The 13,144-nt window shown below is 70.9% G+C and carries 12 protein-coding genes; 8 read left to right on the top strand and 4 right to left on the bottom strand.

The features are described 5' to 3' along the window. The first annotated feature begins 158 nt into the window (after positions 1-158). The 5 genes from IPH07_29485 (at position 159) to IPH07_29465 (ending at position 5,687) form a co-directional block, all read left to right on the top strand. Complete coding sequence (locus tag IPH07_29485; GenBank protein ID MBK6921568.1) at positions 159-1,262, top strand: hypothetical protein; 1,104 nt, start codon at positions 159-161, stop codon at positions 1,260-1,262. Positions 1,263-1,407: 145 nt separating this feature from the next. Then, on the top strand, positions 1,408-2,925 hold the full coding sequence (locus tag IPH07_29480; GenBank protein MBK6921567.1) for a hypothetical protein: 1,518 nt from the start codon (positions 1,408-1,410) through the stop codon (positions 2,923-2,925). Between the two features lie 194 nt (positions 2,926-3,119). Next, on the top strand, positions 3,120-4,250 hold the full coding sequence (locus IPH07_29475) for a class I SAM-dependent methyltransferase (protein ID MBK6921566.1): 1,131 nt from the start codon (positions 3,120-3,122) through the stop codon (positions 4,248-4,250). A 79-nt stretch (positions 4,251-4,329) separates the two neighbouring features. Further along, a complete protein-coding gene (locus IPH07_29470) occupies positions 4,330-4,986 on the top strand; it encodes a hypothetical protein (protein ID MBK6921565.1) in 657 nt (218 codons plus the stop codon). A 161-nt stretch (positions 4,987-5,147) separates the two neighbouring features. Beyond that, entirely contained in the window at positions 5,148-5,687 is a 540-nt protein-coding gene (locus IPH07_29465; protein MBK6921564.1) for a hypothetical protein, read from the top strand. 15 nt (positions 5,688-5,702) lie between these two features. On the opposite strand, the gene IPH07_29460 is transcribed toward IPH07_29465, so the two are convergent. The 4 genes from IPH07_29460 to IPH07_29445 form a co-directional block, all read right to left on the bottom strand. Beyond that, on the bottom strand, positions 5,703-7,340 hold the full coding sequence (locus IPH07_29460) for a hypothetical protein (GenBank protein MBK6921563.1): 1,638 nt from the start codon (positions 7,338-7,340) through the stop codon (positions 5,703-5,705). After that, complete coding sequence (locus IPH07_29455; protein MBK6921562.1) at positions 7,337-7,885, bottom strand: hypothetical protein; 549 nt, start codon at positions 7,883-7,885, stop codon at positions 7,337-7,339. The genes IPH07_29460 and IPH07_29455 overlap by 4 nt, the downstream gene beginning before the upstream one ends. Continuing rightward, positions 7,882-8,649, bottom strand: a complete 768-nt coding sequence (locus IPH07_29450) for a hypothetical protein (GenBank protein ID MBK6921561.1) — start codon at positions 8,647-8,649, stop codon at positions 7,882-7,884. Before IPH07_29450 ends, IPH07_29455 begins: the two co-directional genes overlap by 4 nt. A gap of 120 nt (positions 8,650-8,769) precedes the next feature. Continuing rightward, a complete protein-coding gene (locus IPH07_29445) occupies positions 8,770-10,110 on the bottom strand; it encodes an NAD(P)H-dependent oxidoreductase (GenBank protein MBK6921560.1) in 1,341 nt (446 codons plus the stop codon). A 158-nt stretch (positions 10,111-10,268) separates the two neighbouring features. On the opposite strand from IPH07_29445, the gene IPH07_29440 reads away from it, so the two are divergent. From IPH07_29440 to IPH07_29430, 3 genes are all read left to right on the top strand, one after another. After that, positions 10,269-10,880: a helix-turn-helix transcriptional regulator gene (locus IPH07_29440; GenBank protein MBK6921559.1), complete on the top strand. Its 612-nt coding sequence runs from the start codon at positions 10,269-10,271 to the stop codon at positions 10,878-10,880. Between the two features lie 8 nt (positions 10,881-10,888). Then, positions 10,889-11,665 (top strand): hypothetical protein, encoded by a 777-nt coding sequence (locus IPH07_29435; GenBank protein ID MBK6921558.1) that lies wholly within the window; start codon positions 10,889-10,891, stop codon positions 11,663-11,665. Between the two features lie 101 nt (positions 11,666-11,766). After that, positions 11,767-13,140 (top strand): hypothetical protein, encoded by a 1,374-nt coding sequence (locus tag IPH07_29430; protein ID MBK6921557.1) that lies wholly within the window; start codon positions 11,767-11,769, stop codon positions 13,138-13,140. The last annotated feature ends 4 nt before the right edge of the window (positions 13,141-13,144 follow it).

Below are 13,144 nucleotides of genomic sequence, written 5' to 3'. Positions count from 1 at the left end.
CGGGTGTGCGGGCGCGGGCAAGCGGGTGAGCGAGCCCGCGCCTCGCACGATCGATCGTGTTCGCTTGCCCACGTCGTGATCACGGCCGCGTGCACTTCGACCCGATCGATGCGGCACGCGGTGCGCGTCGTCGCGGTCGGGTCGGATATCCTGCGGACATGCGGCGCGCGACGTTCCTCGGAGTGCTCTTGACCATCGGTTGCGCGAGCGACCCCGCGAACGGTGACGGTGGTGACTCGACCGGCGCCGCGAGCTCGTCGTCGGGCACCGCGACCACCGCCGGTTCGGCGACCAACGGCGGTTCGACCGCCAGCACCACCGCCATGACCACCGCGAGTGCGACCAGCGACGCCAGCTCCGGCGAAGGCACCGCCTCAGCGGACTCGAGCGGCTCGAGCACCGGTGGTTCCGACGGTCCCGACGTCGATGTCAGCGATCCGCAGCTCTACGAGTTCGAGCTCGATCCCGCGGTGCTCGATCCCAGCGTCGTCGACAACCTCGAGCTGCAGTATGCCCACCTCGACACCCGCGCCGAGCCGATCGGCAAGCTGGTGTTCTTCCTGTCGGGGTACACCAACACGCCGGCGTCGTGGCGCAATCATGGCCGGCAGATCGCGAGCTGGGGCTTCCACGTGGTCGAGCCCCACTACAACAACCGCTGGGATTGCGGCGGCCAGGGCGGCAGCTGCAACACCGACACCCGCTGGGAGGCGCTGACGGGTGAGGACACTTCGAATGTGATCGTCGCATCGCGGGCCGATAGCGCCGAGGGGCGTGTGGTCACGATGCTCAAGTACCTCGCGCAGGAGCACCCCGGCGGCGACTGGGGCTGGTACCTCGACGAGAACGACAACCTCCGCTACGAGCACGTGATCATCGCCGGCATCTCCCACGGTGCGTCGAGCAGCGGCCTGTTCGGCACGCGGCGCGCGTTCCACCGCGTGGTCATGCACTCCGGTGGCTGGTGGGAGGTCGACGACAGCTCGGTCACGCCGGTGAGCGAGTTCTACGGGCTCGCGCACAGCGACGACGACCAGTACGACGGCATCCTCTCGGCGTGGGACGCCGCCGGCATGCTCGGCGTGCCGACCAGCATCGACGACGCGATGCCGCCCTACGGCGACGCGCGGCGGCTGGTGACGTCGGTGCCCAATGGCTACCCGCACTGCTCGGTGTGCGTCTCGCCCGACTCGCCGCAGCAAGACGGCCTCTACGTGTTCGATCCGGCGTGGCGCTACATGTACGGCGGGCCGCAGCTGTAGGCACGGCCTTGGGTCCGGCGCGCGATTCGACCCCCCGATTTTCGACCCCGCGTCATGAATCGCCACCTCGGCGACCATGGGAGAGGTGATGCTTGGGTTGGCGTGTGGTCGTTGGGGTCGCGGTGTTGCATGTTGCGCGGCGCTCGTGGGGTGTGGGCCGAGCGCGGCGTCGCCGACGTCGGGCGGCGAAGCGAGCAGCGAGTCGGGGGCGACGCTCGGTGAGGACTCGACCGGCGTCGCCGACTCGAGCGGCGGCGAGCAGCCCACGGTCGACTTCCCGCCGCGGCTGTTGTGGCTACGGGACCTCCCCGAGGGCGGCAGGCGCCTGGGATTCGTCGAACTCGGCGACGGCGGCGAGCTCGAAACGCGCGACCTCCATCCCGAGCTCGCGCCGACCGCCGTGGTCGAAGGGTTCGAGGTGCTGAGCGGCACGGAGTTCGTGGCGCTACGGGCCCGGGCGTCGGCCGACGCGCCCGCCGCGTTGTGGCTCGCACGCGCCCAGGTCGGTGCCGAGGGCACCGCGGCCACGATCGCGCTCGACGGCGACGTGACCGACCTCGCGTGGGCGTCGGTGGCCGGCGTGCTGGTGGTGGTCACGACGCAGACCAGCTATCGCATCGACGTCGGGCCGACGAGCCATGGCGAGCCGGTCGAGCTCGTTGGATCGACGCCGTCGATCGAGCTCGGCACGATCCATGCTGCCGGCACGCACGTCGCCGGCGAGTTCGGACCGCTCGGCGCGCGGACGTGCCACGTCGCGAGCCTCGTCACCAACACCTGGACCGCCGCCTACGACGACGAGGTCGAACGCTGCGCCGTCGTCGGCTTCACCGGCGATGCGGTGGTGCTCCGCATCGGCGACGACGGGATCTACGATCTGGTCGGGCGCGCGCTGGGGCCCGACGGTCTGCAAGCGCCCGTCACACTCGCGGCCGGCATCGACCTCGGCGTGCTCACGGCCGATGGCGGTGCCGTGTACCGAGCCGCCAGCCCGACCAACGACCTGTTCTGGGTCGCCTTCGCGGGTGGTGAGGCCGGTGTCCCCGAGCCACTGTCGGCGTCGGGCACGGTCATTCCGCAGGTGTCCGCAGACAGGCGTCACCTCGCCTTCGTCGACCAAGGTGTGACCAAGGTCGTCGGCTTCTCGTCCGGCTCGCCCGAGGTGGTGGCGGTGCCGTTGCCGAGCCCACTCATCGGCAATTCGGCGACGTTCGCGGTGTCGCGGGCAGGCGATCAGATCTACACGCTGGGCATCCGCAACGGCGCCGAGTACTGGGAGGACCGCACTTCGCTGTGGCGCCACGTGCTCGCACCGGGCGGCCTCGATGCGGGCGTGCAGATCACCGAGACCTCGCCCACCTCCTCCGAGGTGAACCCGAGCTCGATCGACAGCATCGCCGTCGTGCCCGATGGCACCGCGGTCGCCTACGCACGCAACGACGGCACGAGTGACTACGGCCGCGACGTCGCGCTCACCGAGTTCGGCGATGGCGCACCGACCGAGGTCGCGCTCGCGAACGACGCGCCGACCTCACGGATGGCGTTCTCGTCGGATGGCGCATGGCTGGTCGTCGGCGATGGGCAGCTGTACCGTCGCAGCGGCGAGCGAGTGCTGGGCGGCGGTGCGGTCGACTGGCGCTGGTGGGAGTCCGACGCGCCGTAGGGGGCGTCCCGGTCGGTGGTCGGCGCCGCGCGCTGACACGCGCTGGCAAAGCAGTGATCGCCCCTGCCAGTGGATCCGTCCGCATGGCGATGATCGTGAGCCTTGGGGATCTCTCGAGCGCGCGGGTGTTCCATGCCTGGTGCAGGTGGTGTATGGACTGCCCGGGCCCCACTCGGCCCTTGGAGTTCATCGTCATGCGCAGTCCTGTCCGTCTCGTCTCCCTGTTCACCCTCGCCGCACTCGCGTGCACGGTGCAGGCGTCGACCTCGAGCTCGAACCCCAACGACACCGCCGTCGCCGATCCGTCGGCCGGCAAGCCGGTCGAGCAGGCCGAGCCCGCGACCAAGCCCATCGAGGAGCCCAAGCCCGATCCCAAGGCCGAGGCCAAGAAGCAGTACGAGGCCGCGATGGCCGAGCTCGAGGCGCAGTTCAAGGCCGAGCAGGCGCGCTGGACCCCCGAGATGACCGCCGGCGTCGAGAAGCTGAGCGCCACCAAGTGGCGCGGCGTCGAGCAGGCGATGAACCAGATCCTGAAGAGCCCACACCGCAAGCCCGGCAACCCCGAGCGCGATCAATACCGGCACCCCGCCAAGACGCTGGGCTTCTTCGGCGTCAAGCCGACCATGCACGTCTACGAGGTCGGCCCCGGCGGCGGTTGGTGGACCGAGCTGCTGGCGCCGATGCTCGCCGCGAAGGGCCAGCTCGCGGTCGGCATGATGGACAAGAACTCCGACGACGATCAGGTGAAGTACTACGCGCGTGCGACCGAGGTCCTGCTCGACGCGGCGCCGGCGTTGTACGGCAAGGTCGAGCGCATCCCGACCGCGCCCGGCGCCTACGACATGGGCCCGGCCGGCTCGCTCGACATGATCCTGGTCATGCGCATGACCCACAACCTCGTGCGCAGCGGCAAGTTCGACGTGTTCCTCACCAAGGCCAACGAGACCCTCAAGCCCGGCGGCATCCTGGCCATCGAGCAGCATCGCGCGCCCGAGGGCGCCGACCCGATGCAGAGCGCCGACAAGGGCTATGTCCCCGAGGCGTGGCTGATCCAACAGGTCGAGGCCGCCGGCTTCAAGCTCGCGGGCAAGTCCGAGATCAACGCCAACCCCAAGGACACCAAGGACTACCCCAAGGGCGTGTGGACGTTGCCGCCGACCTACGCCGAGGGCGACAAGGACAAGGACAAGTACACCGCCATCGGCGAGAGCGATCGCATGACCCTCAAGTTCGTGCGCCCGGCCAAGCCTGCCAAGGCCGCGGTGGTCGGTGGTGTGAAGGCCGAGAAGACGCCCGACGCGTCGACCAAGCCCATCACGAAGTGAGCGGCCGTCATCGCCCGCACGCGAGGGTGTGCACCGCATCCGCCGTGCGGGCTGGCGTCCACGCCGAGGCTGTGGTCGCATGATGTCCATGCGCTTCGTCGACCCGCTGATCCCGCTGGTGTTGCTGCTCGGCGCGGCGTGTTCGAGCTCGCCGCCGGGCGACGACGGTGAATCGAGCGGCATCGGCACGACGGTCGGCATGACCACCACGGGTGGTGACAGCTCGGGTGGCGGTGCTGACAGCAGCTCTGGCGCCGCCACGGGCGGCGTGCGCTACGACGTCGGCGGCTCGGGCGGTGGCGGTGGCTACCTGCTGTCGATCGCGATGCCCGAGGATCCCACGCTGCCGCTGCAGTTCATTGCGCAGCTCGACGTCGTCGACGGCGTGCTCACGGCGTCGCTGCAGCCGTTGTCGCTCGACGTCGGCAGCACGAGCGCGCCGCGTGAGCCGCTCGGCGAGCCGGTCGAGGGTGAGATCATCGGCTTCATGACACCTGCGTTCACGGTGCGCTTCGATCCCTTCGTCGTGCCGGCGGCGGCAGATCCGATCCTCGGTATGGAGCGCGTCGGTGTGATCGCCCTGACCGGCGACCTCGCGGCCGGCGGCGGGCCCTGCGGCTCGGCCGAGGGCGTGCTCGACACGCCCGCCGCGACCCAGCTCGATGGCAGCACCTGGGGCGCAGTCGCGCTCGACGACGGCGGCCTCCCGGTCCCGCGCGTGACGTGCGACGACTAGAGTCCTTGCCGTCCACCCTGGCGCGGATGGCGTGGGCGGGGCCGCGCTGCAATGACTGCGCGGACCGCTGACGGCCACGTGCGCGGGCACGCGCCGCGCCTCCTGCTAGCGTACGCGGGCACATGTCGAGGCTCGTCCGTTCGTCTTGCTCCCTCTCGCTAATGTTCGCGTGCCTCGCCTGCGGAGGTGACGATGCCGGTGCCGATTCGTCCACGGCTTCGGCGTCGGCGAGCGCGACCGAGAGTGCTTCGGCGTCGGCGAGCGCGACCGAGAGTGCGACGGCATCGGCGAGCGCGACCGACTCCGCAACGGCGTCGGCGAGCGCGACCGACTCCGCAACGGCGTCGGCGAGTGCGACCGACTCCGCAACGGCGTCGGCGAGTGCGACCGATGGCACGAGTGCGACCGATGGCGCGAGTGGCTCGGCGGATGGCAGCACGGGTACCGGCTCGACGAGCGCCGACGGCACCGCCGGCTCGACGAGTTCCGGCGCCTCGGGGACCTGCGGCTGGGATGATCTGAACGCCTACTACGCGTGCGGCTTCGTCGGCGCCGAGCCGACGCAGCAGGTCCCCATCGACTGCCCCGTCGGGCTCGTCGAGGGCGCACCGTGCGGTGCACTCGATCTCGGCGGGTGCTGCGATGCGAACGGCGACAACTGGTACTGCGAGGGCGAAGTCGCGGTGGTGCAGGACTGCTGAACGCAGCTTCGAAGCTCACGCCGCTGGGTCGATGAACGCCGAGTCGGGGAAGGGCGCGCCGGAGTGCCGCGCGGCCCACGTCGCGATCGGCACCTCGGTGTCGGCCTCGGGCACCATGTAGTCACCGATCTGGGCCGAGCGTGGCGGCGCACGCCAGTAGGCCGCTGCGCCCACGCCATCGACCAGTCGCGCGCCTTCGATGCCGAGGTGCGCCCGCCACAGGCGCATGCGCAGCGCGTGGGCACCCGTGAATTCCAGCCGGTGCCATGGCGCATGGATGCGATCGAGCGAGACCCCGGCGACCTCGCTGTCGTGGCCGTAGCCGCGGCGGTTGCAGTTGGCCGAGCCGACGATCGCGAGCTCGTCGTCGATGATCCAGGTCTTGGCGTGGATGTACTCCGGCGCGACGTTGCGCTGGTACACGCCGATCTTGTGGCGATGTCCGCCGGCCTCGCGGAAGAGGGCGGAGAGCGCGGCGTGGCGCAGATCGGCGGCGCTGACGAGGTCGGTCGTGGCCTGCTCCGCCCACGTCTCGGCCGCGTGCGACGAGGCGGCTTCGCCGTGGGGGAGCAGGATCGTCAGATGCGCGATGTGCTCGAGCGCGTCGGCGAGCTCGCGCGCGGCATCGAGGCTCCAGAAGTACTGGTCCTCGAGGTACACGAAGTGACGCGCGCGCCGGAGCGCGTGCGCGATCGAAGGCCACAGATCGGTGTACTCCGAGGACAGCCGAGCGATCGCAGGATTGCCCACGGTCTGCACGATCTTCACCCGCGTCGTCCCGGCGTCCTCGGCGGTCGCACGCAGGTCCTCGATCGGCGTGGGCGCGCCGTGCACGAGATCCGCCACCTCGCCGAACACGTCGGGCCCGTCGGGGTCGACACGGTGGGCCCAGCGCAGCTTCGCGAGCGCGAGCAGGTCTTCGGCGGCCCGTCCTCTCACCCGGGCGTGCACGTCGTGCATGCGGCCCGAGCCCACGCGGTCGGGGTTCACGTCCACACCGCCGTAGAAGGCGATCAGCCCCTCCGCGCCGGCGACGATGAGTAGCTTCTGGTGATGCGAGCCACGCAGGCGCGTGCCGTCGTCGATGGCGCAGCGCAGGTCACCGGCCGCGCGGTCGAGCGCCATCCACGTCGCGCGCATCGCCGGCATCACCGAGCCAGCGGTGCTGTCGGAGCCCGGCACACGCGCCGGGCCGGTCGTGAACCAGTTGTTCCACAGCAACACGCGGACGACCACGCCTTCGGTCGCACGGGAGATCAGGATCTCGCGCAGGCTCTGCCCCGCCAGTGCGCCCGCACGATCGTCGCTCGCCGACGTCAGCGGAAAGTCGTCGTAGCAGGTCCAGCCGACCAGGAGCACGAAGTGTCCGGCGCCGGTGGCGGTGCCGAGCGCTTCGACCATCGCCGCGTAGGTCGAGGCGCCATCGGTGTAGAACTCGACCGCGTTGTCGTCCTTGGTCGAGTAGGTGCTCATGCCGTCGGCATGCCACTGATGGGTGTCCTCGGGCCAGTCACCCGGCACGACGAAGGTGCTGCGCACGCCATCGCGGACGTGGGCGGCGTGGACGCGGGTGGCGTGGGCGTCGCTGCGTCGCGAGCCGTAGAGCTCGGGCGCGAGCTGTGGAGCGCTCGGGCTTCGATCGACCAGGCTCATGCGTCGGATCCGTCGTGCAGCGCGGCCACGTGGGTCAGCAGTCGATCGCGCAGCTCGGCGTCGCACAGCACGTCGCCGGCGGAGGTCCAGTCGCCGAAGCGATGGCGGTCCTCACCGTGATGCGTCATGTCGTGCGCGAAGAGGAACCGCGTGAGCGCATCGAAGAGGTCGTCGGTGCACCAGCCGAGGTTGGCGAGTCGCCAGCTGAGTTCGTGCGCGGCCGCGTCGTCGGGCGTCGCCGACGGCTCGGGGAGGTCGTTGCGCCGCAGCGGCACCGCGATCTTCGCCACGAAGCCGTCGTCGCCGGTGTTGCCCAGGTAGAGCGTGCCGGTGTCGTAGGTGGCATCGACCGGTACGCCCTCTTCGAGCCGGCCGTCGACCCGCTGGCACAGATCGCCGTCGTCGTTGGTCTCGGCGATGTGTCGCCGGGTGCCCCAGTCGATCCGTGCCGATCGTCGCACGAAGGGATCGGTCGCACCGCGGGCGGTCTGCAGGCGCATTCGCAGGAGGAAGGTCGGCGGCACCGCGGGGATCGGATCGGTCACGATGCGCGGTCCTCCGGCGTCAACGGCTCGGCGCTGCCGTGGCGGGCCTCGACGAACGGCGACGCGTCCTCGCTGCGGCCGGTGATCCGTGCTCCGCTGCAGGCCTGGAACGACGCGACCGCGACATCGAGCCGTCGATGGCCGCGTCCGAGGTTGTGGAGCTTGCGGCGTAGGGCTTCGTCGGTGTTACCGCTGGCCTCGAGCTCGACGTAGACCCGCGAGCTGAACTCGAGGGGTGACACGCCCTCGGGCCGGTCGCCGTCGGGGCGACCCCAACGCAGCGCGACCAGCCGCGTCGCCGCAGGCACGGTGAGGACCACGGCACCGTCGTCGCTGACGCCGCTCATGTGGCCGCCGTCGAACTCGGCCTCGTACGCCGCGCCATGCAGCCGACGCCCCCGACGATCGAACAGGTGCAACGTCACCTCGCGCGTGCGCGGTGGCACGACGTCGGTGAGCTCATGCAGGAACGGCGCGGCGCGCTCGACCTCGCACGGTGCGGTGATGCTGATCGAGCCCGCGATCCGTTGCACCGACCAGCCGTGCTCGAGCAGGTTCGCGCACCACGCTCGCAGCTGGCCGGTCGGCGGCGGCTCGCCCCAGCCCCAGCCGTGCTGGAACCACAACGCCACCAGCTGGCCGCGGTCGAGCTCGTCGATGCGGGCCCTGGCGTCGGCAGGGTCGAGTGCGTCGGTCGCGGCGCTGCAGCGGTCGGCCAGTCGCAGGATGCTGCCGTCGTGTCCGAAGAGGTCGAACTCGGTCATGACAGCCATTGGTCCCGCGAGCGGGCGTCGTGATCACGGCCATCGCTCGAACCTCGACGCGTGTCGGGTCCGGGCGCCGCTCGAGGCGTGGGCGAGGGCGTGCCGGGCGCGCCCGAGGGTTCATCCCGCCGCGTCGTCGAACGGCCGCTGCCACAGCTTCGTCAGCGAGCCATGCCGGATCGCGATGCCGATCCAGCCGAGGTCGCCCAGCACGCGGTAGAGGCCCGCGCCGATGAACGTCCTGGCAAACCGTGCGCTGGTCGCCGGCGACACGGGAGCACCCGCGTCGAGCTCGTCGGCGGCGGCGTCGAGCGCCGCGGTCTGGTGGGACACGCGCCCGCCGAGCGTATCCAGTGGGCGACCACCGATCACGCCGCCGCCGCCCAAGGCGAGGTGACCCGCCCACGGCAACCCGATGCGCCGCGCGGCAGTGGCCAACACCTCGAGCGCGAGCACGGTGTGCGCCAGCTCGGGGAAGCCACACTGCACGATCGGCAACAGCGCAGGTGGTCGTGAACCGAGCGGCGCGTCGGCGAGGCGAGCCAAGCCCGCGAGCACCAACGCCGGCAGCGAGTCGACATACACCGGACTGGCGAGCACGATCAGATCGGCGCGTGCGAGCGTCTCGACCAGCTCGGAGGATTGCGAGCGTCGCAGCCGCACCAGCTTCGCGACATGGGCGACCTCGGTGGTCCAGCCCCGCGCCGCGAGTCGCTCGATCATCGCTCGACCCAGTGACTCCGAGGAGCTGGTGCCGTGGGCCTTCGCGCTGCCGACCCACAGCACCGCGTGGCGAGCTCGCGCAGGGTCGAGCGGCACGCCGCTGGCGGGATCCCGCGGCGCGAACGCGGCCTGGGCCGCGAACGGCAGCGGCGCTCCTGCGCGCAGCTGCACCAGGGCGTCGCGCACGCTCGTGCGGATCTCTTCGACACTCGCGTTCTCCTCGACGAACACGACCGCGTGCCGGTCGCTGTGCACGTTGATGGCGTTGCGTGCCACCAGCCGTCGGAACAGCTGGCGTTCGTCGTCACCGGTACCCGGTGGCACCACCGCGACGACACCCCAGCGCGGATATCGATCGTAGCGCCGACGGTGGTGGGTCTCGCGCTCCACCGTGGCGAAGAATGGCGAGAGCAGGCCGATGCTCTTGTCGAGTGCTGCCTTCGCCGTCGGACCCCAACAGCCGAAACGGATGCGCGTGGTCCACAGCACGAGCTCGGCACCGATGACGTCGCGCATCACGCCGTTGGCGGCGTCGTTGGCCTTGCAGGTGCCGGGATGATCGGTCCAACACTCGAAGCAGCCCTGACAGGGCGCGAACACCTCGGCAGTCAGATCGTGCCGTGGCCCGCTCAGGCCGAGCTCGGCGACCGCGGCCAGCACGGCTTCGGTGAGGCGTGGCTGTCCGGTGCCATCGAGCAGGGCTACGGTTTCGGCGGGGACGAGTGCGTCGGCGGACACGCCCGAGCGTAGGTCGCCGGAGCGCGGGGCAGCGCGGCAATCGCTGCGCCTCGCACGGGTGAGGCCGCGCTGGCCCGCGCGCCAACGCGCGGACGCTCGGTCGAGGACGCTCGGGCAACGATCGATTGCGTTTGACAATAAAAGTTTTCCAATCCAGGATGCCGATCGTGAGTGACGCCGCGATCGCCCTGGTCAGCGACAGCCGGCAGGCCCGCGCCGCGTTGACGCCGATCCGCGGGCGTCTGCTCGAGGCCCTGCGCACGCCTGGCTCGGCGGCCTCGCTGGCGGCGACGCTGGACATGCCGCGGCAGAAGCTCGCCTATCACGTGCGCGCGCTCGAGGCCGCGGGCCTGGTGCGCCTGGTCGAGGAGCGGCAGCGTCGCGGCTGCGTCGAGCGCATCGTGGTGGCCTGCGCCGATGCGTTCGTGCTCGACCCGTCGCTGGTCGGCGCGCCGCGTCCGGCCGAGGTCGACGCGCAGGATCGCTTCGCATCGGATCATCTGGTGCGTACCGCGGCGGAGGTGGTGCGGGAGGTCGCACGCATGCGCAAGGCCGCCGACGACGAGGGCAAGCGTCTGCTCACGCTCACGCTCGAGGCCGACCTCGGCTTCAGCTCGCCCGCCGACTTCGATCGCTTCACCGCCGCCCTCACCGAGGCGGTGGCGGAGATCGCCCGCTCGTTCGCCCCGCGCCGGGGCGCGCGTCGCTATCGCCTGCTCGCGGCGGCGCATCCCGCCGTGGCCAACAAGCCCACAACCCCCACGCAGTGAGAGCCAGCATGAGCACGACCGACGATTCACCCACGCCACCCAGCTTCGATCGCCCGTTGGTCGAGGTCACCGTCAGCGCGCCTGCGGCAGAGGTGTGGCGCGCGCTCCGTGAGCCCGCGAAGATCCGCGACTGGTTCGGCTGGGAGACCGACTCGCTGGGCGAGGAGATCGACTACATCTTCCTCGAGCACGCCCAGGCCGACGACGCCGCGCGAGTGCTGCGCTTCGGCCTCGGCGATCGCTTCGAGGTGATCGACCACGGCAGCACCTGTGTCGTGCGCGTGGTCCGGCCCGCACCGACCGCCGACAGCGACTGGGACGACGTCTTCGAGGACATGACCCAGGGCTGGATCGCCTTCGCACAGCAGCTCGCGTTCGCGTTCGATCGCCACCGCGGCGCCCAGCGACGCACGCTCTACCTCGCCGGCTCACCGCAGCGCGAAGGCGGGGCGCTGGCCGCCGCTGCGCTCGGGCTCGTGCAGCGCTCGCTGCGGCCGGGCGACGCGTACGCGCCGGTCGTCGTCGGCGACGAGACCCTCACCGGCACGCTGTGGCACCGCGGCAACCATCAGCTCGGCGTCACCGTGCAGGGCTGGGGCGACGGCCTGCTGGTGATCCTCGATCGCCCCGCCAACGATCGCTGGCCGCACGGCGGCAGCCAGGCGATCCTCACCACCTACGGCCTCGACGACGCCGCCTTCGAGGCCCTGCGCACGCGCTGGACCGCATGGTGGGAGGCGCAGCTCGGCCCCAGCCTCGATCGCGGCGGGTCGAGCTGCGGGTGATCGCGGCGGGCGGGGCGAGCGTTGCCAGCGATCCGTCATGCTAAACTTCGGTTGCGACGATGCCGCTCGTCTCGACGTTCCCCGAGGTGTCTCGACGGCTGTTGCCGTCCGATGGCGGCTGGCACCTTGCGTCGAGCTGGCTCAGCGCGGCCGGCTACATGGCCGACGCAGCTGTCGCCGCGACGTCGACCAACGCGCTGCGTTCCGTGTTCACCGCCAGGTGGGCATCGGAGCTTCCCGATGGGCGACGCCAGCCACACCCCTTCGAGTACTGGTACGCAATCGGTGGGGGCGTGGGCATGTTGCTCCACCTCGGTTGGTGCCTGAGTCTCGTACCAGAGCCCCGGCGATTCGCAGCCGAGCTGCGCGGTGACGCCACCAATCCCGCGGCGTCACGCGATCGCTTCGATGCCGCAGCGGCCGAACTCCGAGCGGCCGCGCTGATCATGTCGCTTGGCGGCGACATCACATGGGTGGATCGAACGCAGGAACCGCGGCCGGACTTCAACGCGCGCTTCGTCGACGAGTTCGTCGGGTGCGAAGTGAAGCAGCTCAACGACGGCGAGCAGGACACCGCCTTCGCGCGCGTCGACGGCTCTTTCTGGGAAGCATTCGATACGGCCGTGCAGGAGACGCAACGGCGCCTCGGTGTCCAGATTGGGGCGCGCGTTCAGATACGTCCGCCGATCGAGCGACTCGAAGCCTGCGCGCAGGCGAAGCCGCCCGCAGTGGAGGACGCGCGCGCGATGGGCCGCGATGCCGGGACCGCCGTAGGCGAGCTGCTGGCCCAGCGGCCGCTGCCGGGAGACTATCGGCTCGACGCTCACCTCCACGTCTCAGTGCTCGGATCGCGCGCGAGCGATGCAGCGCTGGAGGTGGAGTCCACGTCCCTCCAGCCCACGACGGGGTTGTACGTGAAGCGTGTGCTTCGCTCGATCCGCGCAGCATCGCAGCAGCTCGCCGGCGGCGGCGGCGGGCGCCTGGTGATCCTCGAACGGCGCTGGCCGATGTCCTGGCCGCCGGGCGTCGTCGAGGGCCTCCGCCCCCTCGGGGAGCTCCCCGACGTGGGCGCGGTGCTGCTCCGTGAGGAGGCCGCGGTCGCGAGCGCGTCGCGAACCGCCGAGGCGATCACCGTGGTCCCGGGTCCGAAGTGGTGTGGCCTGCCCTCGCGATTCCGCAACGCGCTACCGGCCGAGTGTGCGGCGTGTGGTCGGCGACACGCGGTGCTGGATCTACTGGGCTGGATGCCGGGGCGTCCCACGCCGTGGGTCTCCGGAGCGCCGGTCGACGAGTCCGCGAACGATGCAATCGCCGCCGCTCGGCGAACGCCGCCGGCGCGCAAGCTCGCGCAAGCGATCCAGCAGATGGGCGTGGCGTACGAACTCGAGCGCGCAAGACTGCTTGCGCGACATCCGAAGGCAACGCCGACTGAGCTCGCGGCAGCATTTCGGGCCTGGCAGCTGCGCGATGTCTGAATTC

It is taken from the genome of Deltaproteobacteria bacterium, from assembly GCA_016709225.1.
GTDB classification, from domain to species: Bacteria; Myxococcota_A; Polyangia; order Nannocystales; family Nannocystaceae; genus Xiheibacterium; species Xiheibacterium phototrophicum.
This window is presented reverse-complemented; position numbering and strand designations above follow the sequence as displayed.